At 54.5% G+C, this 23211-nt stretch carries 21 protein-coding genes and 2 pseudogenes; 12 read left to right on the plus strand and 11 right to left on the minus strand.

The features are described from left to right. Positions 1-125: 125 nt before the first annotated feature. From K2184_RS00925 to htpX, 4 genes and pseudogenes are all read left to right on the plus strand, one after another. Positions 126-639: pseudogene (locus tag K2184_RS00925) on the plus strand (GAF domain-containing protein). A gap of 81 nt (positions 640-720) precedes the next feature. Continuing rightward, positions 721-1404: an RNA chaperone ProQ gene (gene proQ / locus K2184_RS00930; protein ID WP_004103320.1), complete on the plus strand. Its 684-nt coding sequence runs from the start codon at positions 721-723 to the stop codon at positions 1402-1404. Between the two features lie 19 nt (positions 1405-1423). Next, on the plus strand, positions 1424-3472 hold the full coding sequence (prc, locus tag K2184_RS00935; protein ID WP_004113745.1) for a carboxy terminal-processing peptidase: 2049 nt from the start codon (positions 1424-1426) through the stop codon (positions 3470-3472). Positions 3473-3709: 237 nt separating this feature from the next. Continuing rightward, complete coding sequence (gene htpX, locus K2184_RS00940; protein WP_004103316.1) at positions 3710-4591, plus strand: protease HtpX; 882 nt, start codon at positions 3710-3712, stop codon at positions 4589-4591. Between the two features lie 72 nt (positions 4592-4663). Here the strand turns inward: htpX and K2184_RS00945 are convergent, their stop codons facing one another. Beyond that, a complete protein-coding gene (locus K2184_RS00945) occupies positions 4664-6037 on the minus strand; it encodes an MFS transporter (RefSeq protein ID WP_004103315.1) in 1374 nt (457 codons plus the stop codon). Between the two features lie 177 nt (positions 6038-6214). On the opposite strand from K2184_RS00945, the gene kdgR reads away from it, so the two are divergent. Continuing rightward, positions 6215-7006, plus strand: coding sequence for a DNA-binding transcriptional regulator KdgR (gene kdgR / locus K2184_RS00950; protein WP_004103314.1), 792 nt, complete (start codon positions 6215-6217; stop codon positions 7004-7006). A 45-nt stretch (positions 7007-7051) separates the two neighbouring features. On the opposite strand, the gene K2184_RS00955 is transcribed toward kdgR, so the two are convergent. Continuing rightward, positions 7052-7291, minus strand: coding sequence for a YobH family protein (locus K2184_RS00955; protein WP_004103313.1), 240 nt, complete (start codon positions 7289-7291; stop codon positions 7052-7054). 159 nt (positions 7292-7450) lie between these two features. Here K2184_RS00955 and mgrB point away from each other — a divergent pair, with 159 nt between their 5' ends. The 6 genes and pseudogenes from mgrB to rlmA all read left to right on the plus strand — a co-directional run bounded on the left by mgrB (position 7451) and on the right by rlmA (position 11735). After that, positions 7451-7594, plus strand: a complete 144-nt coding sequence (gene mgrB / locus K2184_RS00960) for a PhoP/PhoQ regulator MgrB (protein WP_041146201.1) — start codon at positions 7451-7453, stop codon at positions 7592-7594. A 74-nt stretch (positions 7595-7668) separates the two neighbouring features. Next, positions 7669-7959, plus strand: a complete 291-nt coding sequence (locus K2184_RS00965) for a YebO family protein (protein WP_004103312.1) — start codon at positions 7669-7671, stop codon at positions 7957-7959. A gap of 612 nt (positions 7960-8571) precedes the next feature. Beyond that, positions 8572-8716: pseudogene (locus K2184_RS00970) on the plus strand (DUF2627 domain-containing protein). 12 nt (positions 8717-8728) lie between these two features. Then, positions 8729-8938: a transcription antiterminator/RNA stability regulator CspE gene (gene cspE / locus K2184_RS00975; RefSeq protein WP_001062678.1), complete on the plus strand. Its 210-nt coding sequence runs from the start codon at positions 8729-8731 to the stop codon at positions 8936-8938. Between the two features lie 190 nt (positions 8939-9128). After that, positions 9129-10874: a peptidoglycan glycosyltransferase FtsI gene (ftsI, locus tag K2184_RS00980; protein ID WP_163524846.1), complete on the plus strand. Its 1746-nt coding sequence runs from the start codon at positions 9129-9131 to the stop codon at positions 10872-10874. A 60-nt stretch (positions 10875-10934) separates the two neighbouring features. After that, entirely contained in the window at positions 10935-11735 is an 801-nt protein-coding gene (gene rlmA / locus K2184_RS00985; RefSeq protein ID WP_004103310.1) for a 23S rRNA (guanine(745)-N(1))-methyltransferase, read from the plus strand. Here rlmA and mntP read toward each other — a convergent pair. From mntP to manX, 5 genes are all read right to left on the minus strand, one after another. After that, positions 11732-12298, minus strand: coding sequence for a manganese efflux pump MntP (gene mntP / locus K2184_RS00990; protein WP_024274395.1), 567 nt, complete (start codon positions 12296-12298; stop codon positions 11732-11734). The two genes, rlmA and mntP, sit on opposite strands and share 4 nt — an antisense overlap. 424 nt (positions 12299-12722) lie before the next feature. Beyond that, positions 12723-13181 (minus strand): DUF986 family protein, encoded by a 459-nt coding sequence (locus K2184_RS00995; RefSeq protein ID WP_016808290.1) that lies wholly within the window; start codon positions 13179-13181, stop codon positions 12723-12725. A 53-nt stretch (positions 13182-13234) separates the two neighbouring features. Beyond that, a complete protein-coding gene (locus K2184_RS01000) occupies positions 13235-14086 on the minus strand; it encodes a PTS mannose transporter subunit IID (protein ID WP_004103307.1) in 852 nt (283 codons plus the stop codon). A gap of 12 nt (positions 14087-14098) precedes the next feature. Next, positions 14099-14899 carry a PTS mannose transporter subunit IIC gene (manY, locus tag K2184_RS01005; RefSeq protein WP_004103305.1) on the minus strand — a complete coding sequence of 267 codons (801 nt, stop codon included), beginning with the start codon at positions 14897-14899 and terminating at the stop codon, positions 14099-14101. 60 nt (positions 14900-14959) lie between these two features. Then, positions 14960-15928: a PTS mannose transporter subunit IIAB gene (gene manX / locus K2184_RS01010; RefSeq protein WP_004103303.1), complete on the minus strand. Its 969-nt coding sequence runs from the start codon at positions 15926-15928 to the stop codon at positions 14960-14962. A gap of 446 nt (positions 15929-16374) precedes the next feature. Here manX and yoaE point away from each other — a divergent pair, with 446 nt between their 5' ends. Next, the gene (gene yoaE / locus K2184_RS01015) at positions 16375-17934 is read left to right on the plus strand and encodes a CNNM family cation transport protein YoaE (RefSeq protein WP_017145648.1); all 1560 of its coding nucleotides are present in this window, start codon (positions 16375-16377) and stop codon (positions 17932-17934) included. Positions 17935-17972: 38 nt separating this feature from the next. Here the strand turns inward: yoaE and K2184_RS01020 are convergent, their stop codons facing one another. The 4 genes from K2184_RS01020 to pabB all read right to left on the minus strand — a co-directional run bounded on the left by K2184_RS01020 (position 17973) and on the right by pabB (position 23189). Beyond that, on the minus strand, positions 17973-19535 hold the full coding sequence (locus K2184_RS01020) for an EAL domain-containing protein (RefSeq protein WP_004113734.1): 1563 nt from the start codon (positions 19533-19535) through the stop codon (positions 17973-17975). Between the two features lie 128 nt (positions 19536-19663). Continuing rightward, entirely contained in the window at positions 19664-21028 is a 1365-nt protein-coding gene (gene sdaA, locus K2184_RS01025; protein WP_004103297.1) for an L-serine ammonia-lyase, read from the minus strand. Positions 21029-21251: 223 nt separating this feature from the next. Further along, positions 21252-21830: a CoA pyrophosphatase gene (locus K2184_RS01030; RefSeq protein WP_004103295.1), complete on the minus strand. Its 579-nt coding sequence runs from the start codon at positions 21828-21830 to the stop codon at positions 21252-21254. A gap of 3 nt (positions 21831-21833) precedes the next feature. Then, positions 21834-23189, minus strand: coding sequence for an aminodeoxychorismate synthase component 1 (gene pabB, locus K2184_RS01035; RefSeq protein WP_163524850.1), 1356 nt, complete (start codon positions 23187-23189; stop codon positions 21834-21836). Between the last annotated feature and the right edge of the window lie 22 nt (positions 23190-23211).

Below are 23211 nucleotides of genomic sequence, written 5' to 3' on the forward strand. Positions count from 1 at the left end.
TTACAGAAATGAATGTATCTCTCTATCTTAACTCAGGAATGAATTCATCTTGAGCATGAATGCATTTAAAGCTTATTTTATTAGGCTGTAAGTGTAAGGCAGTAAGACAACTAAGCGATCATATAATGAACAAATCAGAATTCTACGCGGATTTAAACCGCGATTTTCAGGCGTTAATGGCAGGCGAAACCAGCTTCCTGGCGATGATCTCAAATACCAGCGCGCTGTTATTTGAACGACTGGCGGAAGTGAACTGGGCCGGTTTCTATCTGCTGGAAGGCGATACTCTCATCCTCGGGCCGTTCCAGGGCAAGCTGGCCTGCGTGCGTATTCCGGTAGGACGCGGCGTATGCGGGACTGCCGTCGCGCAGAATCGCGTGCAGCGGGTCGAGGATGTTCACGCCTTTGATGGCCACATCGCCTGCGATGCCGCCAGCAATTCGGAAATTGTCTTCCCGCTACGGGTGAACAATCAAACCATCGGCGTCCTGGACATCGATAGCACGGCGCATTCCCGCTTCACCGTTGAAGACGAGCGGGGTCTGGCAGAACTGGTCTCGCATCTGGAAAAACTCATTTCTGCCACGGATTATCAAAAAATATTCACCCGCGTCGCAGGATAATCAACGGATAACGTAGCATTTACCGAGGACGTCATTATAATGACGCCTGTTCATGCCTGCGGCTTGTTGGCTACGTCCGTTGTAATCAGGAAATTTCATGGAAAATCAACCTAAGTTGAATAGCAGTAAAGAAGTCATTGCGTTTCTGGCCGAACGTTTCCCTCAGTGCTTTAGCGCTGAAGGCGAAGCTCGCCCCCTGAAAGTCGGTATTTTTCAGGATCTCGTTGAGCGCGTTGGCGGAGAGATGAATCTCAGCAAAACCCAACTTCGCGCTGCTTTGCGTCTTTATACTTCGAGCTGGCGCTATCTGTACGGCGTTAAGCCAGGCGCTGTCCGCGTTGACCTTGACGGCAACCCGTGCGGCGAACTGGAAGAGCAGCATGTCGCTCATGCCCGCCAGCAGCTTGAAGAAGCAAAAGCCCGCGTTCAGGCGCAGCGCGAAGCGCAGCAGGCCAAAAAACGTGAAGCCGCTGCCGCAGCAGGCCAGCCGGAAGAGGGAGCACGTCGCGAGCGTAAACCGCGTCCTCAGCCTCAGGCTCGTCGCAAAGAAGGCGCTGAGCAGCGTAAACCACGCCCGGCAGCAGCAGCCAAAGCGCCGCGCGAAGAGCGTCATACCCCTGTATCAGATGTGTCTGTATTGACCGTTGGCCAGGCACTGAAGGTGAAAGCAGGCAATAATGCAATGGACGCCACCGTCCTGGAAATCACCAAAGATGGCGTTCGTGTACAGCTGACTTCTGGTATGTCAATGATTGTACGCGCAGAACACCTGGTGTTCTGAAACGGAGGCCGGGCCAGGCATGAACAAATTCTTTAAGCTCACCGCGTTGGCGGGCCTGCTGGTAATAGCAGGCCAGTCGTTCGCCGTGGACGATATAACCCGGGTCGATCAAATCCCCGTGCTGAAAGAAGAGCCGCAGCACGCGACGGTGAGCGAGCGCGTAACATCGCGCTTTACCCGCTCTCACTACCGCCAGTTCGATCTCGACAATGCCTTTTCGGCGAAAATTTTCGATCGCTACCTGAACCTGCTGGATTACAGCCATAACGTACTGTTAGCCAGCGACGTCAACCAGTTTGCCGCGAAAAAGAATCAAATCGGCGATGAACTGCGCAGTGGGAAGCTGGACGTATTTTACGACCTGTATAACCTGGCGCAGAAGCGTCGCTTTGAGCGCTATCAATATGCGCTGAAAGTGCTGGAACGGCCGATGGATTTTACCGGCCACGATAATTTCAACCTTGACCGTAGCAAGTCGCCCTGGCCGAAAGATGAAGCCGAGCTGAACGCGCTGTGGGATGCCAAGGTGAAGTTTGACCAGCTAAGCCTGAAGCTGGCTGGCAAAGATGATAAAGAGATTCGCGAAACCTTAACCCGCCGCTACAAGTTTGCTATCCGCCGTCTGGCGCAAACCAATAGCGAAGACGTTTTCTCACTGGCGATGACCGCCTTTGCGCGTGAAATCGACCCGCATACAAACTATCTCTCACCGCGCAACACCGAGCAGTTCAATACTGAAATGAGCCTGTCTCTGGAAGGTATCGGCGCGGTGCTGCAGATGGACGACGACTACACGGTGATCAATTCTCTGGTCGCGGGCGGTCCGGCGGCGAAGAGTAAAGCCATCAGCGTGGGCGATCGCATCGTTGGCGTCGGCCAGCCTGGTAAAGGCATGGTCGATGTGATCGGCTGGCGTCTTGATGATGTCGTCGCGCTGATTAAAGGTCCCAAGGGCAGCAAGGTTCGCCTGGAGATTCTCCCGGCGGGTAAAGGCGCGAAAACGCGTATTGTGACCCTCACGCGTGAACGCATTCGTCTGGAAGACCGTGCGGTTAAGATGTCAGTCAAAACCGTTGGCAAAGAAAAAGTTGGCGTGCTGGATATTCCTGGCTTCTATGTTGGCCTGACGGATGACGTTAAGGTTCAGCTGCAAAAGCTGGAGAAACAAAACGTTAGCAGTATCGTCATCGATCTGCGCAGCAACGGCGGCGGGGCGCTGACCGAAGCGGTTTCGCTTTCTGGCCTGTTTATCCCCTCCGGCCCGGTTGTCCAGGTTCGCGATAATAACGGTAAAGTCCGTGAAGACAGCGATACCGATGGCGTGGTGTACTACAAAGGTCCGCTGGTCGTCCTGGTCGATCGTTTCAGCGCCTCGGCTTCCGAAATTTTCGCCGCTGCGATGCAGGATTATGGCCGCGCGCTGATCGTCGGAGAGCCGACCTTCGGTAAAGGGACCGTCCAGCAGTATCGTTCGCTGAACCGTATCTACGATCAGATGCTGCGTCCTGACTGGCCGGCGCTGGGTTCCGTACAGTACACTATCCAGAAATTCTATCGCATCAACGGCGGTAGTACTCAGCGCAAGGGTGTAACGCCGGATATCATGATGCCGACCGGAACCGAAGAGCGTGAGACCGGCGAGCAGTATGAAGACAACGCGCTGCCGTGGGATAGCGTCAATGCGGCAACCTTCGTGAAATATGGCGATTTGACGCCGTTTGGACCGGAACTGCTGAAGCGTCACGATGCGCGTATTGCCAAAGATCCTGAGTTCCAGTACATCATGAAGGATATTGCTCGCTATAACGCGATGAAAGACAAACGCAACATCGTTTCCCTGAACTACGCGCAGCGTGAAAAGGAGAACGAAGAAGATGATGCGATTCGTCTGGCCCGCGTTAACGATCGCCTGAAACGCGAAGGTAAGCCGTTACTGAAAAAACTGGAAGATCTGCCGAAGGATTACCAGGAGCCCGATCCGTATCTTGATGAAACGGTTCATATTGCGCTCGACCTGGCCCATGAGGAAAAGGATCGGCCAGCGGTAGAGCCCCCGGCCAGTAAATAATCCCCCCAACGGGCACAATGATTTGTGCCCGTTTTCTTTCGCTTCTTTCCCAACGTTCATTGCCTGATTTCAACAAAATGTCAACGCTTTTGCCCAGCGTCAGCAATATGCTACAAAATGTAAAGTTGTGTCTTTCTCGTGACTTAGCGGGGGCTGATGGTTGAAAATTAGCGTTCTACCCATACCATGTGGGTAATCGCATAGTGCGTTTTGTTAAATCGAGGTAAAAAGAAAATTATGATGCGAATCGCGCTTTTCCTGCTGACCAACCTGGCAGTGATGGTGGTGTTCGGGCTGGTGCTAAGCCTGACGGGAATTCAGTCAAGCAGCATGACCGGGCTGCTGATCATGGCGCTGTTGTTTGGCTTCGGCGGTTCAATCGTTTCGCTGCTGATGTCGAAATGGATGGCGTTGAAATCGGTGGGTGGGGAAGTCATTGAGCAGCCGCGTAACGAAACCGAGCGCTGGTTGGTGAATACCGTCGCGCAGCAGGCGCGCCAGGCGGGAATTGCCATGCCGCAGGTCGCGGTCTACCATGCGCCGGATATTAACGCCTTCGCGACCGGCGCGCGCCGCGATGCGTCGCTGGTTGCGGTCAGCACCGGGCTGTTGCAGAACATGAGCCGTGATGAAGCGGAAGCGGTTATCGCCCATGAGATTAGCCACATCGCTAACGGCGATATGGTCACCATGACGCTGATTCAGGGGGTGGTGAACACCTTCGTTATCTTTATCTCGCGCGTTATCGCGCAGATTGCGGCGGGCTTCCTCGGCGGCAACCGCGATGAAGGTGAAAGCAGCAACGGCAACCCGCTGATCTACTTTGCGGTTGCTACGGTACTGGAGCTGGTGTTTGGTATTCTGGCCAGCATCATCACCATGTGGTTCTCCCGCTACCGCGAATTCCATGCGGACGCTGGCTCAGCGAAACTGGTGGGGCGTGAGAAAATGATCGCTGCGCTGCAGCGTCTGAAAACCAGCTATGAGCCGCAGGAGGCCAGCAGCATGATGGCATTCTGCATTAACGGTAAAGCGAAATCCATGAGCGAGCTGTTTATGACTCACCCGCCTCTGGATAAGCGCATTGAAGCCCTGCGCAGCGGCGAATATCTGAAGTAAACGCCGCTCCCGGCCCTGAAAACAAAAATCCGCAACCTTCGGGCTGCGGATTTTTTTATGTCGATTCTTTGCCTACAGCCTGGCGCGCGGCTGCGTGACGCGTAGCCCGCTGACGGCAGCGGCGACGACGGCTAGGATCCCGGCCAGCAGAAGTGCGGTATGAGTTCCGCTATTGCCCAGCAGGTTAAACAGCAGCGCCACCAGCGCGGCGCCTGTACTCTGGCCAAGCAGACGGGCGGTACCCAACATGCCGCTTGCTCCGCCGCTGCGGTGAGCCGGCGCTGAAGAGACGATCGTATGGTTGTTGGGTGACTGGAACAGGCCAAAGCCCGCGCCGCAGAGCGCCATTCGCCAGATAATATCCAGATCCGTGGGTGTGGAGGGGAGCATCGCCAGACCGAACAGGCCACAGGCCATTACCAGCAGACCAATCGCCCCCAGCAGACCGGCGTGAAATTTCTCTATCAAATAGCCTGCCAGCGGCGCCATTACCATGGTTGCCAGCGGCCACGGCGTCAGGAGCAGACCGGTTTCCACCTCGCTGCGTCCAAGCATCGACTGCAGGAAGAATGGTAGCGAAACCATGGCCAGCATCTGGGCGCAGAAGGAGCATATCGAGGTGCAGATGGACAGGGAAAAAATCGGAATGCGCAGCAGATCGACGGGTAGCAGGGGAACCGGCATTCTGAGCTGACGGCGGACAAAAAAGAATCCAACGACCAGCATCGCAATAACCTCCGCCAGCACCAGCTCGCCGGATTGGCCCTGAGCGAACCCGCCGAGAGCGGTAATTAATAAGCCGAAAGTGAGAGCATTCATGATGGCGCTGGGCAGATCGAAGCGGGTGACCTTGCTCCCGCCGACATTGGCGGGCAGGTAGCGCATCGCGAGAACCAGTGAGATAACGCCCAGCGGAACGTTAATGAGAAACAGCCATTGCCATGAAGCCATCGACAGGATAGCGGCGGCAATGGTCGGGCCCGCAGCGGATGAGACGGCGACAACAAAAGAGTTGATCCCCATTCCGCGGCCGAGAAAGCGGCGGGGATAAATCAGGCGAATCAGCGCGGTATTAACGCTCATTAGCGCCGCGCCGCCAAGACCCTGCGCAACGCGCGCCAGCGTCAACATTTCCAGGCTGCGGGAGAGCGCGCAGGCTAAAGAGGTGAAGGTGAATACGACCAGGCCGATTTTATAAATGCGCCGATAACCGACCATATCGCCGAGGAAAGAGAGCGGCAGAAGCGCAATAACAATGGCAATTTGATAGGCGTTTACTATCCAGATTGAGGATGCCGGTGACGCGTTTAAATCGCTGGCGATCGTCGGAAGCGCTACGTTGGCGATAGCGCCGTCCAGCACGGCCATCGTCAGGCCTAATACAATGGTCAGGATGGCGCCGTAACGCTGCGGTGCTGGCAGCCCATCGGGGAGGTTTTTATCCATATAAAGTGTATGTCTTATCGGGAACTATTAACTGGATAATGATTTTAGCATTGAATATTCAGCGGCATGTCGCAGATTTGTAACGAATGGGCAGAAGAACGATTGCGGGTAACGGGATGCGAATTTATAATAAAAACCGGTTCTAATTTTTATAAAACAGTTGCGATGAGGTGATAAATGGCAGTTGCAGATTTGGATAAACAGCCAGATTCTGTCTCTTCGGTATTGAAGGTTTTTGGCATCCTGCAGGCGCTTGGCGAAGAGCGTGAAATTGGCATTACCGAACTGTCCCAGCGCGTCATGATGTCAAAAAGCACCGTTTATCGCTTTTTGCAGACCATGAAATCGCTGGGGTACGTAGCGCAGGAAGGGGAATCTGAGAAGTATTCTTTAACCCTGAAACTCTTCGAACTCGGCGCGCGGGCTTTGCAGAACGTCGATCTGGTGCGCAGCGCCGACATTCAGATGCGCGAGCTATCACGCCTGACGAAAGAGACCGTCCACCTGGGCGCCCTGGATGAAGACAGCATTGTTTACATCCATAAAATCGACTCAATGTACAATTTGCGCATGTATTCGCGCATCGGACGCCGTAACCCGCTGTACAGCACCGCGATCGGTAAGGTGCTGCTGGCATGGCGCGATCGCGCGGAAGTAGAGCAGATTCTGGAAGGCGTTGAGTACAAACGCAGTACCGACCGGACCATCACCAGCACCGAAGAGCTGCTGGCGGTTCTGGATAAGGTCCGCGAGCAGGGCTACGGCGAAGATAACGAAGAACAGGAAGAAGGGCTGCGCTGCATCGGGGTGCCGGTTTTCGACCGCTTCGGCGTGGTTATCGCCGGCCTGAGTATCTCTTTCCCGACGCTACGTTTCTCCGAAGAGCGCCTGAACGAGTATGTTGCGATGCTGCACACGGCGGCGCGTAAAATTTCTGAGCAGATGGGCTACAACGATTATCCGTTCTGATTCACTATCCTATTCGGGCTACCGTTGCTGTAGCCCGAACCATGACTAGCCGTTATCCACTACCGTGACGCTTTTTCGCAGAACAGGGCAATCGGTAATGCCGATAATACCGCTGCTGGAGTGAACATATTGTGCGGTGCTGATGCCGCGAGCGGTGAGATATTTGCACTGCAATCCTAACCCACCGGCATTCTCACTGCTGCCTATTAACACGCCGTAGCCGCTTAATAATACGCCAATCCATAAGATAGCCAGCACCACAATGGTACGAATGATCAATCGCATTGTTGCCTCAATATTTGTATTATCCCTGCGTCTATTCTGTCATGCACACGAGTTGAAACAAGTCTATGATTCCTAAACTTGCCTTTCGTATTACAGTTAGCCGCGGTTTAAGATGGTCATGTTATCCTGGCGACATTTGATACTGATGCGGAGTGTGGAGTGAAAAAATTACGGTGGGTTTTGCTGATAGTCGTTATTGCAGGATGTTTACTGCTATGGACTCAGATGCTTAACGTAATGTGCGATCAGGATGTACAGTTCTTCAGCGGCATCTGCACTATCAATAAGTTTATTCCCTGGTAAGACATTTTTTATATGACTGATTTTCTTCTGCCGCGCGGGTGGTAGAATGAACGCCTTCTCTTTGAGGTGGTGAAATGAGTGAGTTACTAAATCCCGGGATTGTAAGCCTGGCATCCGTGGCGCTGTCTGTCGTGCTGTTGCTTGTCGGCCTGTTATTATGGTTTTTTGTTAATCGCGCCAGTTCGCGCGCAAATGAGCAGATCGCGCTACTGCAGGCGCTTCTGGATCAGCAAAAGCGGCAAAACGCGCTGCTGCGCCGTCTCTGCGAGGCCAATGAGCCTGAGAAGGAGAGTGCAGCAGAACCTTCCATAGCCGAGAAGGGGAAAGGCGACGACGACTTCATTCGTCTGGTCGCAGAGCGCTAATCTGATTGTCAGGCGTGCATCGTAGGGTGTGCGCCTGTATCTCACCCCGGTCTATAACCTATCCTTATCAATAAATCTTCTGCTGACGATTATCCGGCGTGCCGGCAAGCGGACGCTGTGCGTTAATCGCGCCTCTTTAATTAGTTTGTTTAATTAATCAAATAAAAGGACAGAAACGGCCTGACTGTCATCAGGTCTTCATTATTGCCGTGCAGTATAGACAATATTTTAAGTTATTCCATTTACGCGCTTCGATATTATGCAATGGTCCTGCAAAGCAATTTTTCAGCTATCGATATGAGCTTTTAAATGCATCTTTATGCAATACTTTTTGTTGCCCCCTAAAATTGGCAGTTTAGCTTTGAGCGGGGCGGGGTACGCCGAAGTTGTTGAGGAATGGCGGATAAACTCTCTTTCCGGAGCCAGTCTCTACGGCACAGACGCGGGGCGGAAAGGATAAGTCAGAGGGAGCAAAGTCGCATAAATGTGCAGGTGATCAAATGATTCCCTTATAATTTGTGCGAGCGATCGAGACCCATCTAAAAATGGCTTGCCATTATTAACGTAGTATGTGATAACACGTTTCGGGTTAAACGAGGTACAGTTCTGTTTATGTGTGGCATTTTCAGTAAAGAAGTCCTGAGTAAACACGTTGTCGTTGAATACCGCTTCTCTGCCGAACCTTATATTAGTGCCTCATGCAGTCATGTGTCAGTTTTATCTATGTAAGTGCCCACGGGCGAAGAAAACAGTCTAAGGAATTTTGCAAATGGCAAAGATTAAAGGTCAAGTTAAGTGGTTCAACGAGTCTAAAGGTTTTGGCTTCATTACTCCGGCTGATGGCAGCAAAGATGTGTTCGTACACTTCTCCGCTATCCAGGGTAACGGCTTCAAAACTCTGGCTGAAGGCCAGAACGTTGAGTTCGAAATTCAGGACGGCCAGAAAGGTCCAGCTGCAGTTAACGTAACTGCTATCTGATTCAAGACCACTGAATCTTGTAAGAAAGCCTCGCGACCGCGGGGCTTTTTAGGTTTTATTGCAAATCATGTCAATTATCCTCCCACCGTTGCGCTTTGTTGCAAAACAACATCCTTATTAGCACTGTTTAGCAATCTGTTTTGTATATATCTGTTAAATCAGGTGGTTGCAAAATAATGATGGAGCTAAGGTGCAAAAGAACAAACTTAAGTCAGCCGCCAACTTTACCCCTTTGCGGTTCGGGTTGCTATGCGTGGCCATTCTTTGCTGTATGGGGCTGCTGCTGGTCCGGGTAGGCTGGCTGCAAATTGTCTCTCCTGACAATTTGGTGAAACAAGAAGATATGCGCTCCTTGCGCGAAGAGCCTATCGACGTGCAGCGCGGCATGATTAGCGATCGCGAGGGCCGCCCGCTGGCGGTTAGCGTTCCGGTGAGCGCCATCTGGGTCGATCCGCAAACAACGCTCGCAAAAGGCGGCGTCGGATATGGCCCGCGCTGGCAGGCCATGGCGCAAGCTTTACATCTCAACCTTAGCGAGCTGGCTCATCGCGTGCAGGCGCATCCTCACGCGCGCTTTCTCTATCTCGCGCGCCAGATAAATCCTGAGCAGGCAGAGTGGATCGACAAGCTGCGCCTGCCGGGTATCAATCTGCGCGATGAGTCGCGTCGCTTTTATCCCGCTGGACACGTTGCCGCTAACCTGCTGGGCTTTACCAACATCGATAATCAGGGGATCGAGGGAGTCGAGAAAAGCTTTAATGCTCAGCTGACCGGTCAACCCGGGCGTCGGCTGGTGCGCAAAGATCGTCACGGCAACGTCATCGAAAATATCACGGAAGTTCCGGCAGTCCCGGCCCATAATTTGCAGCTCAGTATCGACGAGCGTCTACAAACGGTGACCGAAGACGCGTTGGATAACGCCGTGCGCTGGAACAAAGCGGAGTCGGGGGCGGCGGTATTAATTAAAATTGATACCGGGGAAATTCTGTCGATGGCCAGCTACCCTGATTTCAACCCTAACAATCGCGATGATGCAAAGCTGGATGATTTCCGCAATCGCGCGATTAGCGATACTTTCGAGCCGGGGTCGACGGTTAAACCGCTGGTGCTGATGACTGCCCTCCAGCAAGGCATTGTTCAGCCGGATAGCGTGGTGGATACCCATCCGTTTATGCTCGACGGCCATCGCATTCGCGACGTGGGTTACTATCCAGAATTAACCCTCACCGGCATCCTGCAAAAATCCAGCGATACCGGCGTTTCACATCTGTCGCTGGCGATGCCCATTCAGCATCTCATCGATACCTATAAAGCGTTCGGTTTCGGCGATTCTACCGGCCTGGGATTAACCGGTGAAAGCGCCGGGCTGATGCCGCAGCGCCGCTATTGGGGACAGCTCGACCGGGCGACCTTCGCCTTCGGCTATGGTCTGATGGTCACGCCGCTGCAGCTGGCGCACGTATACGCTACCATCGGCAGCTACGGTATTGAACGTCCGCTATCGATCACGCGTATCGATCCGCCGGTCATGGGGACCCGAGTGATGCCGGAGCAGATAGTGCATGAAGTCGAGCATATGATGGAGAGCGTTGCCTTGCCGGGCGGCGGGGGGACCAAAGCGGCGGTGCGCGACTATCGGGTGGCGGTAAAAACCGGTACCGCCAAGAAAATCGGCCCTGACGGGAAATATATCGACAAATACGTTGCCTATACCGCAGGCGTCGCGCCGGCCAGCAATCCGAAATTCGCCCTGGTGGTGGTGATGAACGACCCCAGCAACGGTTCATATTACGGCGGAGCGGTGGCGGCGCCGGTATTCAGTCAAATTATGGGCGATGTGCTGCGCCTGGAAAACGTCATGCCCGATGGAATGCCGGAGGGCTCGGAAAACCTGATCGTCATGCATCACGACGGCGTTCTGCCGCCTGCGCTGTAACGGTGGCCTGGAAGGGCGAATAGCGCTACACTTTCGCCCTTTCAGCACACCGGAGTTGCCATGTCTTACAGTTGCCCTCTTTGCCACGCGCCGCTTGCGCGCCGCGATAATAGCTTTATCTGCCCGCAGCGGCATCAGTTCGATCTGGCGAAGGAAGGGTACGTCAATTTGCTGCCGGTACAGTTTAAGCGCTCCCGCGATCCGGGCGACAGCGCCGAAATGATGCAGGCGCGGCGAGAGTTTCTCGATGCGGGTCATTACCAGCCGCTTCGTGAGGCGGTCAGCGCTTATCTGCACACCTTCGCGCCAACGGATTTACTGGATATAGGCTGTGGGGAAGGCTACTACACTCATGCCTTCGCCGCTATCGTCGGCCGCTGTTGGGGACTGGACGTGTCGAAATCGGCGATTCGCGCGGCGGCAAAGCGCTATCCGCAGGTCAGCTTTTGCGTCGCCTCCAGCCAGCGATTACCGTTTGAGGATGCAAGCCTGGATGCGATAGTGCGTATTTATGCCCCCTGTAACGCGCTTGAACTGGCGCGCGTTGTCCGTACCGGCGGCTGGGTCATCACCGCGACGCCGGGACCTCGTCACCTGATGGAACTAAAAGGGTTGATCTACGACGAAGTGCGTTTGCACGAGCAAAACACGGAAGCGCTTGAGGGTTTCACGCTACGTCATCAGCAGCAGCTGGCCTATCCGATGCGCCTCAAAGGCAGCGAGGCGGAAGCTTTACTGCAAATGACGCCGTTTGCGTGGCGGGCAAAACCGCCGGTTCGGGAAACGCTGCGCCAGCAGGCGCTATTCAGCTGCCAGACCGATTTCATGATTCACTGCTGGCAGCGCGACGCTGAGGGTTAGCCGGCAAAATGGCTCCAGAGTATTTGGGCGCCGATGCCGATCAGCACGATACCGCCGAGGATTTCCGCCCGTTTGCCGAGCAGCGGGCCGATAAAACGTCCTACCATAATGCCCAGCGTTGACATTATCAGCGTCGCGCAGCCGATAGCCAGCGCGGTGGCGATAATGTTGACCTGCAAAAACGCCAGGCCAACGCCGACGGCCATAGCGTCAAGGCTGGTGGCGAAAGCGGTGGTGACCAGCAGCCAGAAACCGTGACGGCGCGGAGCTTCACACTCCTCGCCATCGCCGCCGCGAACCCCTTCGATAACCATTCGGCCGCCGAGAAATACCAGCAATATAAAGGCTATCCAGTGGTTCCACTCGAGCACGAACTGGCTGGCGAGCATCCCCATTCCCCACCCGAACAGCGGAGTGAGCGTTTCGATAGCGCCAAAGATGAGACCGGTGCGCAGAGCTTCGGAAAATTTAGGTTTATGGAGAGTCGCGCCTTTACCAATAGAGGCCGCGAAGGCGTCCATGGACATGCCGAAGGCAAGAAGAATTGTAGCGGATACATTCATGAGAGCGTCCTGACCGGGGATAATCCATATGACACATCGCCGCCCCCAGTAAAAATACGCAGCCCATCCTGAAGATGAGGCGCCGCGTACAGCAGCGATGCGTCTATGGTCTCGCCTGATTGAAGACGTTCTTCTTCAACCCGCACGTGCCACGTTTTGCAACGAGTATGTTGACACGTACATTTTCCGACAGGCAGAAAATTGGCTACTCCCCAACGACGGGCGCAACCTTAACATAATTTTAGAATATAAAACAATAACAGAATCGCGTTATTTTAATAACCAAATGATAACGATTTTCATTTGAATTTAGAGGTGAATGATTCGTTAATAAATATCGTTGAATTAAGCGGCTGAAATATAGCTATGGCTATGTTTCAGCCGCCGGGAAATGATTAAATATAGCGTAAGCTATATTATTAACTCATTGAGTGGAAACGAGAAGTTTGTATATCTTTTCCAGGTCATCGATATTTCGTACGCGGATCAGCAGGCGACGTTGTTCTAATTGCATCACCAGCACCCCGTCTTCTGATAAATTCATCTCTGTAATACGCTTATATTCAATCCAGATATTGGCGAAAAAAAAGCCCTGCTTTTTGAAGATGATTTTGGGCGAGCGGATCCAGAAAAGATATAACCCCATTAAGGCCAGGGCAGATAATAACCAGGTGGTGATAAGTTCGCCATGATTAGCGATGTTGTTATAAATCAGAATGGCAATAAGACCGACGAAGATAATGCCATCGACGCGATTGCGGCGGAGCAGGGGGATTGCCAGCAAAACGGGGCCATTGCGGCGCGGCATGATGAACTGGTCGTAAACCGCAAACGCGAACAGTACAAGAATAAACAGGATTAACACCAGGTCCGTGATTGTCATCCATCCTCCAAATAAAAAAGCCGGGGGCAAGCCCCCGGCGCACAACGTATTGATTACTGGCCCAGCAGGCCGACTGCGTAGCCTGCAATACCGATGACGAAGAAGCCAACGATGATCCACAGGGCGTTAACTTTCTTACGCAGCAGCCACATACAGGCGAAGGTCAGCAGCAGCGGCACCAGTCCCGGCATCAGCTGGTCAAGGATAGTTTGCACGGTGGTCACGCGCGTCTGGCCATCCTGACCGGTGATGGTGGAGACCACCAGCGGAATGTTGACGTGCGTCCATTTGTTAACCAGCGCCCCCATGACAAACAGGCCGAGAATAGACGCCCCCTCGGTCAGTTTCTGCAGGAAGCCGCCGCCCATATCTTTAACGATGTCGATACCTTTACGGTAACCGTACGCTACGCCGTAATAACGGGTCAGCAGACGCACCGCGTTAAACAGGATAAAGAACAGCAGAGGCCCGAGCAGGCTGCCGCTCATCGCGATACCGGCGCCGAGTGCGGCGAATACCGGACGAACGGTACCCCAGAAGATTGGGTCGCCTACGCCAGCCAGCGGGCCCATCAGGCCAACTTTGATACCGTTTATAGCACCATCGTCAATCTCTGCGCCGTTAGCACGCTGCTCTTCCATCGCCAGCGTAACGCCGAGAACCGGCGCTGCAACGTACGGATGGGTGTTAAAGAACTCAAGGTGACGTTTAATCGCCTGTTTACGCGCATCGTTGTTCTCCGGATACAGGCGACGAATAGCCGGTACCATGGAGAAGCAGAAGCCCAGCGCCTGCATACGTTCGAAGTTCCATGAACCCTGGAACAGGTTAGAACGAATGAACACGCCACGAATATCACTCTGAGTCAGTTTTTTCTCGGTGGTATTTTTAGTCATATCAACCATTTCGCTCACCTGTTAGTCCAGTTCGTTGTCGAGATCGTTATTACCAGCAGCCTGCACAGGCGCACCCGCTACGCGGTTATATTTCGGGCTCAGCTGGATGTAGAGCACCGCCATCACGGTACCAATGACACCCAGAGCGACCAGGTTGAAATCGGTGAACGCGGCGGTAACAAAGCCCAGATAGAAGAACGGCATCAGGTAGCCTGCGCGCATCATGTTGATGACCATCGCATAACCGACAACCACGATCATGCCGCCCGCGATGTTCAGACCGCCGGTGACCACTTCTGGAATGGCGTTCAGCATGCCCTGCACTTCGCTGGTGCCCACGGAAATCGCCACGATAACCGCCGGAATAGCGATACGCATGGCCTGCAGGAACAGAGAGGAAACGTGTAGCCAGGATATGGCCGTCAGGTTTCCGTTCTCCGCGGCCTTATCCGCCGCGTGCTGGAAGGCAACGGTGATGGTACGAACGATAATGGTCAGAACCTGGCCTGCCGCAGCCAGCGGGATGGCCAGCGCGATACCGGCACCGATGCTTTGATGGCCGGCGATAACCAGAACGGTAGAGATAATAGATGCAAGGGCGGCATCCGGCGCAACGGCCGCACCGATGTTCATCCAGCCCAGGGCGATCATTTCCAGGGTACCACCGATAATAATACCGGTTTTCATATCCCCGAGAACGGCGCCAATCAGCGTACAGGCCACCAGAGGACGGTGGAACTGAAATTCATCAAGTACCGACTCCATACCCGCAATACACGCGACGATGAACACCAGCACAATCTGAAGAAAGGTAATCTCCATTGCACTTCTCCTGTTGATTAAGTCTTAAGTTGAAAATTGCGTTGCGATCTGCGGGGTGACTTATTTCACCTTGGCGATCAGATCCATCATTTTCAGTTTCTGGTCGGTGGAAACTTTGCGGGCTTCCAGTTCGATACCGCGGGCGTTCAGCTTTTTGAACGCTTCGATATCTTTTTCATCGACCGAAATGGCGTTGTTCACCTGCGTTTTGCCCTGACGGAAAGCCATACCGCCGATGTTGACGCTGGTGATTTTCACGCCGCCTTCAACCACGCGCTCAACGTCCGTTGGGTTAGTGAACAGCAGCATAATGCGCTCGCCTGCGTATTTGGGGTTGTTATAGACGCGGATCATTTTCGCGACGTCTACAACGTGGGCGGTAACGCCCGGAGGAGCAACCTGAGTCAGCAGCGTTTTACGTACCGTATCCGCCGCAACTTCGTCGCTAACGACGATAATGCGGGAAACGTTGGTTTCTTTAGTCCAGCGAGTGGCGACCTGACCGTGGATTAAACGGTCATCGATACGCGCAAGCCCGATAACCATGTAGTCGTTTGGACCCATTGGTTTCAGCGGCGCAGCCGCTTTCGGTGCAGCAGCCTGAACCGGAGCAGGGGCGGCCTTTTCCACCGGCTTCGCTTTCAGGGCCTTCACGCCTTCGCGACCGGTTTCCACCGCCAGGGCAACCAGCTCATCGAACGACGGGTTATCATCGCGCGCCATCAGCGTTTCGACCAGCATCGGAATATTAACGCCCGCGATGACTTCATAATGTTCTTTATCGACGACAATGCGGCTGGCAGCGTTAAACGGGCTGCCTCCCCATGTATCGACGAGAAATAACACGCCTTTTGCTGTATCCAGCTTTGCCAACTGAGCGTTGTACTTCTCGATCAACGTTTCTGCGTTTTCGCCAGGAACGAAATCGATCCAGCCAACGTTTTCCTGTTCGCCCAGCAGCATTTCTGCCGTTTTTAACAGCTGTTCTGCAGCCCAACCATGTGTGCCTATTACAATAGCAATCGTCACTTGCTACCTCCTTTATAATCGTGAATGCATCATCTGTTGTGATACATCCTGAATCACTCTTGCGAACAAAATCGATTCAGTAAGGGTGTAAGATATAAAGTAATTACTACAGCGAATTATTTTAGACAGTGAAAAAATAATTAATGTGATGAAGCTCCGCTAATTTTGCATCGGTTGGTAATTATTTTGCAGCGCAAAAAATAGTCTTAGCTATTGCAAAGACAGGTAAATTTTTTCCAATATTGCTCTATATTTTGCTATGTTTACGTTCCGTTTAATCACTCAGGAGTATAGGGCATAGCCCGCTATATGGATCGTCACCGACGCCTTTTCACCTTCCGGCACTCGTCTGCCGCCATCACCTGCTACGTTTTTTCACCAGCAACAAGTGTCTCGTCTGTGCATGACACAGCGATGACTACGCCTGTCGTTAACTGGAGCTGCTCATGGAATTCTTAATGGATCCCTCTATTTGGGCCGGTTTGCTGACGCTTGTCGTCCTTGAAATCGTATTGGGTATCGACAACCTGGTATTTATCGCCATCCTTGCCGACAAGCTGCCGCCAAAGCAGCGGGATAAGGCGCGCCTGATCGGCCTTTCGCTGGCGTTGTTTATGCGCCTGGGTCTGCTGTCGGTCATTTCGTGGATGGTGACGCTCACTAAACCGCTTTTCAGCGTTGCCGATTTCTCGTTTTCCGGACGCGACCTGATCATGCTGCTCGGCGGGATATTCCTGCTGTTTAAGGCGACCACTGAACTTCATGAACGGCTGGAGAACCGCCAGCATGACTCCGGTCATGGTAAAGGTTATGCCAGCTTCTGGGTGGTCGTACTGCAAATCGTGGTACTGGACGCCGTGTTCTCGCTGGATGCCGTGATTACCGCGGTCGGGATGGTTAACCATCTGCCGGTAATGATGGCGGCGGTGGTGATTGCGATGGCGGTGATGCTGCTGGCCTCGAAGCCGTTGACTAATTTCGTCAACCAGCATCCGACAGTGGTGGTGCTCTGCCTGAGCTTCCTGCTGATGATCGGTCTGAGCCTGGTCGCGGAAGGTTTTGGTTTCCATATACCGAAGGGCTACCTGTACGCCGCGATTGGCTTCTCGATTACCATCGAGTTCTTTAACCAGATTGCGCGTCGTAACTTTATTCGCCACCAGTCGACGCTGCCTCTGCGCGCGCGTACCGCCGATGCGATTCTGCGTCTGATGGGCGGCCGCAAACAGAGCGCTGCGGCACACGATAGCGATAACGCCTCAGTGGTGCCGGTACCGGAAGGTGCGTTTGCGGAAGAAGAACGCTATATGATTAACGGCGTGCTGACCCTGGCCCAGCGTTCGTTGCGCAGCATTATGACCCCGCGTGGGGAAATAAGCTGGGTGAACGCCGAGCAAAGTGAAGAAGAAATTCGCCGTCAGCTGCTCTCTTCGCCGCACAGCCTGTTCCCGGTATGTCGCGGCGAGCTGGATGAAATCATTGGTATCGTGCGCGCGAAAGAGATGCTGGTGGCGCTGGAAGCCGGTGAAAATGTTGCCGCACTGGCGTCGGCTTCGCCGGCGATCGTGGTCCCGGAAACCCTCGACCCGATTAACCTGCTGGGCGTCCTGCGCCGGGCTCGCGGTAGCTTTGTCATCGTCACCAACGAGTTTGGCGTGGTGCAGGGCCTGGTGACGCCGCTGGACGTACTGGAAGCGATTGCCGGTGAGTTCCCGGACGCCGACGAAACGCCGGAAATTATCATTGATGGCGACGGCTGGCTGGTGAAAGGTTCAACCGATGTGCATGCCTTGCAGCAGGCGGTAGGCGTCGACGATCTGGTCGATGAGGACGAAGATATTGCGACGGTTGCCGGGCTGGTCATTGCCGTCAACGGCCATATTCCCCGTCCTGGCGACGTGCTGGAACTGCTGCCCTTGCAGTTCACCATCGTGGAAGCCAACGACTATCGCGTCGATCTGGTACGCGTCGTCAAGCAGCGCCAGTATAACGACGAAGAAGAGTAACCTTTGTGCCCGTCGGTTTCATGCCGATGGGCTGTTTATTACCGCATTTCCCGACGCTTTTCCGCCGCCAGCCACTGCGGAAAGTCCTCTACCGGCATAGGTCGGGCATAATAATATCCCTGCAATAAATCGACGCCGTTGTCGCGCAGATAGGCTTCCTGCTCCTGGGTCTCGACGCCTTCCGCCACCATCACTATCTTCAGCCGATGGGCGAGAGCGATGATCATGTCGGTCACCGTTGCGTTGACGCTATCGACACCAATTGCGCCGATGAAAGACTTATCAATCTTCAACACATCAGGACGCAGTTTTTCCAGCCAGGAAAGAGAGCTGTTGCCGGTGCCGAAATCGTCGATGGCCAGCTTTACTCCCTTAAAATGGAGATGTTCGGCCATATGGTGATCGCCATCCTGGAGCACGTCGCGTTCGGTGAGTTCAACCACCAACTGCTGTACCGGATGGGCGCTAAACCAGTAATGATGCAGATCGCGCAGCAGTTCGCCATTCGCGAAATGGCGGGCGGCGACGTTAATGCTGATGTGAAACTGTTTATCCTGCGGAAAGAGGGCTAATTTATGGGCCGTTTGCGAAATAACGTAGCGGGTCAGGGGCAGTATCAGGTTATAACCTTCGGCGATGGGGATAAAGACATCCGGCGAAATAGCGCCTCTGCGCGGGTTATTCCAGCGCAGCAAAATCTCCACGCCGCAGCATTGCCGGGTGCGTAAGTCCTGCAGGGGCTGGCACCAAAGCGTGAACTCGTGGGCGGCGATTCCAAGGTTAATTTCCCGGGAAAAGCTCATTCTTCCCGCGGTCGCCAGCCACGCAATACCGGTCATCAACAGGCTGATTATCAGCGCCAGGGGCAGTTCGCCCGGTAGCTCATTGAAGGCGACCGCTGAGGCGCCCGGCCCGCTGACGCTAATCGTGAAAGGAAATTCCGTCGAATGCTGGCGATAGATGATTTGCTCGCCTGGCAGCGCTTCGTGATCGACCAGCCCGGTGCCGCTAATAAAGCTTTTTTCACCGACGCTGAGGCCAATTCCGGTAATTAACGCCGATTTTGCATTGAAAATTAACTCGCCCAGCAGCTCGATATTAATCACCAGCAGCACGCCGTCGTCACCGCTAAGCGAAGCGGGATACCACTGGATGAGAACCGGCGTTCCCTTGAGCAACGAAGAGTCGTAGCTGAAAGTAAGCAGCGGGTGACTGGTCGGCAAGGCGGGCTGTAACTGGTGCACCGGAATATTTCGTTGACCAAAAATACTGGAGCAGTACAGTTGTTTCGACTGCACCAGGGCGATGGATCGCACCGTCTGTAGCGACGCCGCCAGCTTACGTAACGTGAGATGAATTTCCTGACAGGGCTGGTTTACCAGGTGCAGCAGGGGGGCGTGCTGTGCCGCCAGAGGCCGCAGGATATTATCCATGGCGGTCACCATTTTATTGGTGCTGATCTGGACGCGCTGCTGATTTAGGCTACGCTGCGAAATAAATCGTATTACTAATGTCGTCGTTAGCGTAAGTAGCGCGACCAGCAAGCAAACCAGAATGCGTTTCCTGCGATAGGTTGTGATAACTTTTTGTGCAGTCTGCATGCGCGACGCCCTGTCGGCTAAAAGTGTTAATGAGAGTAACAGCCGTTATAGAGCAAGTGTAGTGGGCGCAGATAATATCGAGAGGAAAAAGAAGAATGCGCCCGTGGGCGCATTCTGTTGAGCAATGATTAGTCGCACTGAACTTTGATTGCCAGGCCGCCGCGCGACGTTTCCCGGTATTTGGCGTTCATGTCCTTACCGGTCTCATACATCGTCTCAATGACTTTATCCAGCGACACGCGCGGTTCGCTGGTGCGGCGCATAGCCATCCGACTGGCATTGATGGCTTTGACGGAAGCGATGGCGTTACGTTCAATGCACGGTACCTGCACCTGGCCGGCCACCGGATCGCAGGTGAGACCAAGGTTGTGTTCCATGCCGATTTCCGCCGCCACGCAGACCTGCTCGGGGCTGGCGCCAAGGATTTCCGCCAGACCTGCAGCGGCCATCGAGCAGGCCACGCCGACTTCGCCCTGGCAGCCGACCTCAGCGCCGGAAATGGAAGCGTTCATTTTATACAACGTACCGATAGCGCCAGATGCAAGGAAGTAACGAATATAGATATCCGGGCTGACGGACTCGATAAAGTGGTCATAGTAAGCCAGTACCGCCGGCACGATGCCGCAGGCGCCGTTAGTCGGTGCCGTGACCACGCGGCCACCGGCGGCGTTCTCTTCATTCACCGCCAGCGCGAACATATTGACCCAGTCCACCACGTTCATCGGGTCGCTGGAGAGTTTATCGCTGGCAACCAGCATCCGCCGCAGCGCCGAGGCGCGACGAGGCACGCGCAGCGGGCCAGGCAGTACGCCTTCGGTGTTCATGCCGCGGTCGATGCAGGCGCGCATGGTCTGCCAGATATTAGCAAAATAGTCTTCAATCTCTTTTTTGCTGTGCAGAGCCAGCTCGTTCTGCATCACCATGCCGGACAGCGACATGCCGGTCTCTTTGCAGTAGCCCAGCATCTCCTGGGCGGATTTGAACGGATAGGGTACGGAAAGTTCGCTGGCGCTCTCTTTGCCGAAATGCTCTTCATCGACGATAAAACCGCCGCCGATGGAGTAATAGGTTTTGCTGTAGATTTCTTTCTCGCCAGCCCAGGCATGAATGGTCATCCCGTTTTCATGCAGCGGCAGGTTGTCGCTACGAAAACGCATGCCGTCATTCTGCGGGAAATCGACCTCATGCTGCCCCTGCGCCAGCAGCAGGCGTCCGCGCGTTTCAACGTCGCGAATAAATGCCGGTATCGCGTCAATATCGACCGTATCGGGCTGATTGCCCGCCAGTCCCATAATAATAGCGATATCCGTATGGTGGCCTTTGCCGGTTAATGACAGTGAGCCGTAGACGTCAACCGCCACGCGCGTCACTGTATTAAGCAATCCCTTTTCGACCAGGTCATCGACGAACTGTTTACCGGCCTTCATCGGCCCTACAGTGTGGGAAGATGAGGGGCCGATCCCCACCTTGAACATGTCGAATATACTAATCACGCTAACACTCCTGACAGGGTTGTCGCGAGTGCGACAACGATGTAATCACTGCGCATAGTGTAAGAGGGAACCGGGTCATCAGCTTATGTATTCACATGAATTAAACTAATGGATAACCGCGGATTTACTAATGCTGTGAACCCGCGCTATTAAGTATATACCCTGGAGAATTCGAGTTGCAGAAAAGCTAGCTTACACGCAACCTGAAGTATGGCGGGTAGCGCTAAGGACGAGCGCCTATCTGCAGCGCCAGCTCGCGAATAATACCGGCGGTCATTCCCCAGACAAAATAATGCTGGTACCAGGATAGCCAGACGCGATGCGAATTGCCGCGGCGATGGATATCCAGCGGGTGATAGCGTCCCAGCCGCAGCGCTTCGGCCAGCGGCATTTCGAAGACCGCAGCGACTTCATCCTGGCTGGCATGATAGTGCAGGTCAGGTGGAATAATCCCTACCACCGGGGTGACCTGAAAGCCGGTGACGCTATCCACCGGCGGCAGAACGCCGATGACCTCAACCGACTCTGGCGGGATCGCGACCTCTTCCTGCGCCTCGCGCAGCGCGGCGGCGATCAGCGTCGCATCGCTGTTATCTACCGCGCCGCCGGGAAAAGCGACCTGACCCGCGTGCTTGCGCATCAGCGGCGAACGCTGGGTTAGCAGCAGCCCAGGCTGCGGGCGACGTACAATCGGGACCAGTACCGCAGCCTGACGCTGGTTAAGCGCGCTGCGCGTGGGCTGCGGGCGCAGAAGCTGAAAACGCGAAAGGAAATCGTCAAGTTCGAGGGCGCTGTCCGCCATGTGCTAGCTCTCCAGTTGCTGCAGGATACGATTAACTTTATCAAAAGTTTCCTGATATTCCGCTGCTTCATCGCTATCGGCGACAATCCCGCCTCCGGCGGAGCAGTAAAGCTGCCCCTGCCAGGCCGTCAGCGTACGGATGGTAATGCTGGTATCCATATTGCCGCAGAAGCTGAGATATCCGATGCTGCCGCACCACGCATTGCGCCGCTGCGGCTCCAGCTCATCAATGATCTCCATCGCTCTGACCTTCGGCGCGCCGGTAATTGAGCCGCCGGGAAAGGCCGCGCGCAGCAGGTCGGCGGCGTGCAGATGGGTAGGCAATCTGGCGGTCACGGTGCTCACCAGGTGATGCACGGCAGGGAAGGGCTCCACCACAAACAGTTCGGGCACCCGGACGCTACCGGGAGCGGCAACCCGGCCAATATCGTTGCGCATTAAATCGACGATCATCAGGTTTTCGGCGCGGTCTTTTGGCGAGTTCGCCAGCTTTTGCGCCTGCAGCGCGTCCTGCTCAGGGTCGGTCAGCCGGGGTAGCGTCCCCTTAATCGGCCTGGTTTGAATTTCGCCTTGCCGGAGCTGAATAAAGCGCTCGGGCGACAGGCTTAATACTGCCCCTTCATCCAGGCGAATAAAGGCGCTGAACGGCGCGCGATTGGCGCGGTTAAGCTGACGGAAGGCCTGCCACTCATCCCCACGATAGCTTGCCGTAAACCGCTGCGCCAGGTTGACCTGATAGCAGTCGCCGCTGTGCAGCCAGGCCTGGATCTGGCGAAACTTCTCGCCATACTCTTCGCGGCTCATATTTGAGCGCCACGCTGAGGTCAGGGTAAAGGTTTCGGCGACAGGCTCTGCCTGTGCTTCCAGCCACGCCAGGCGCGCCTGCGGATCGTCATAGCTGAATAACGACACCTCCCGACGCTGGTGATCGACGATCAATGCCCAGTCGTAGATCCCCACCGCCATATCCGGCAGCGCGATATCCGCATCCGCTCGTGACGGCAGAGATTCAAAGCGGCGGCCCAGATCGTAGCCGAACAGCCCCAGCGCGCCGCCGAGAAACGGCAGATGCGGATGAGGCTGCGGATGCAGGTTGAAGCGCGCCAGCTGCTGATGCACGAGCGTGAGCGGATCGGCGTCAGAGGTGATGACGGTTTCCCCCTCGTTGATGATGGTCGTTTGACCACGCGTTACCAGCGTGGCTCGCGGCTGGGCGACAACAATATCAAAACGATTATGCGGATGTTCGGCAAAGCCGGAATGCAGCAGCATCGCCCAGGGCCGGGAACTTAAGGAGCTAAAATAGTATTCAGCGGCATCCGGACGCCAGGGCAGGGAAATCATAGCGGGGGACAACATCGTCTTCTTCAATCCTGATCGT

The organism is Klebsiella sp. K5-306 (assembly GCF_051835185.1).
GTDB classification, from domain to species: domain Bacteria; phylum Pseudomonadota; class Gammaproteobacteria; order Enterobacterales; family Enterobacteriaceae; genus Klebsiella; species Klebsiella oxytoca.

What these genes read in the sequence shown, in the direction of transcription:
- proQ (WP_004103320.1), top strand. Translation starts at nt 721, where the DNA reads ATGGAAAATCAACCTAAGTTGAATAGCAGTAAAGAAGTCATTGCGTTT.
- prc (WP_004113745.1), top strand. Translation starts at nt 1,424, where the DNA reads ATGAACAAATTCTTTAAGCTCACCGCGTTGGCGGGCCTGCTGGTAATA.
- htpX (WP_004103316.1), top strand. Translation starts at nt 3,710, where the DNA reads ATGATGCGAATCGCGCTTTTCCTGCTGACCAACCTGGCAGTGATGGTG.
- K2184_RS00945 (WP_004103315.1), bottom strand. Translation starts at nt 6,037, where the DNA reads ATGGATAAAAACCTCCCCGATGGGCTGCCAGCACCGCAGCGTTACGGC.
- kdgR (WP_004103314.1), top strand. Translation starts at nt 6,215, where the DNA reads ATGGCAGTTGCAGATTTGGATAAACAGCCAGATTCTGTCTCTTCGGTA.
- K2184_RS00955 (WP_004103313.1), bottom strand. Translation starts at nt 7,291, where the DNA reads ATGCGATTGATCATTCGTACCATTGTGGTGCTGGCTATCTTATGGATT.
- K2184_RS00965 (WP_004103312.1), top strand. Translation starts at nt 7,669, where the DNA reads ATGAGTGAGTTACTAAATCCCGGGATTGTAAGCCTGGCATCCGTGGCG.
- cspE (WP_001062678.1), top strand. Translation starts at nt 8,729, where the DNA reads ATGGCAAAGATTAAAGGTCAAGTTAAGTGGTTCAACGAGTCTAAAGGT.
- rlmA (WP_004103310.1), top strand. Translation starts at nt 10,935, where the DNA reads ATGTCTTACAGTTGCCCTCTTTGCCACGCGCCGCTTGCGCGCCGCGAT.
- mntP (WP_024274395.1), bottom strand. Translation starts at nt 12,298, where the DNA reads ATGAATGTATCCGCTACAATTCTTCTTGCCTTCGGCATGTCCATGGAC.
- K2184_RS00995 (WP_016808290.1), bottom strand. Translation starts at nt 13,181, where the DNA reads ATGACAATCACGGACCTGGTGTTAATCCTGTTTATTCTTGTACTGTTC.
- K2184_RS01000 (WP_004103307.1), bottom strand. Translation starts at nt 14,086, where the DNA reads ATGGTTGATATGACTAAAAATACCACCGAGAAAAAACTGACTCAGAGT.
- manY (WP_004103305.1), bottom strand. Translation starts at nt 14,899, where the DNA reads ATGGAGATTACCTTTCTTCAGATTGTGCTGGTGTTCATCGTCGCGTGT.
- yoaE (WP_017145648.1), top strand. Translation starts at nt 16,375, where the DNA reads ATGGAATTCTTAATGGATCCCTCTATTTGGGCCGGTTTGCTGACGCTT.
- K2184_RS01020 (WP_004113734.1), bottom strand. Translation starts at nt 19,535, where the DNA reads ATGCAGACTGCACAAAAAGTTATCACAACCTATCGCAGGAAACGCATT.
- K2184_RS01030 (WP_004103295.1), bottom strand. Translation starts at nt 21,830, where the DNA reads ATGGCGGACAGCGCCCTCGAACTTGACGATTTCCTTTCGCGTTTTCAG.
- pabB (WP_163524850.1), bottom strand. Translation starts at nt 23,189, where the DNA reads ATGTTGTCCCCCGCTATGATTTCCCTGCCCTGGCGTCCGGATGCCGCT.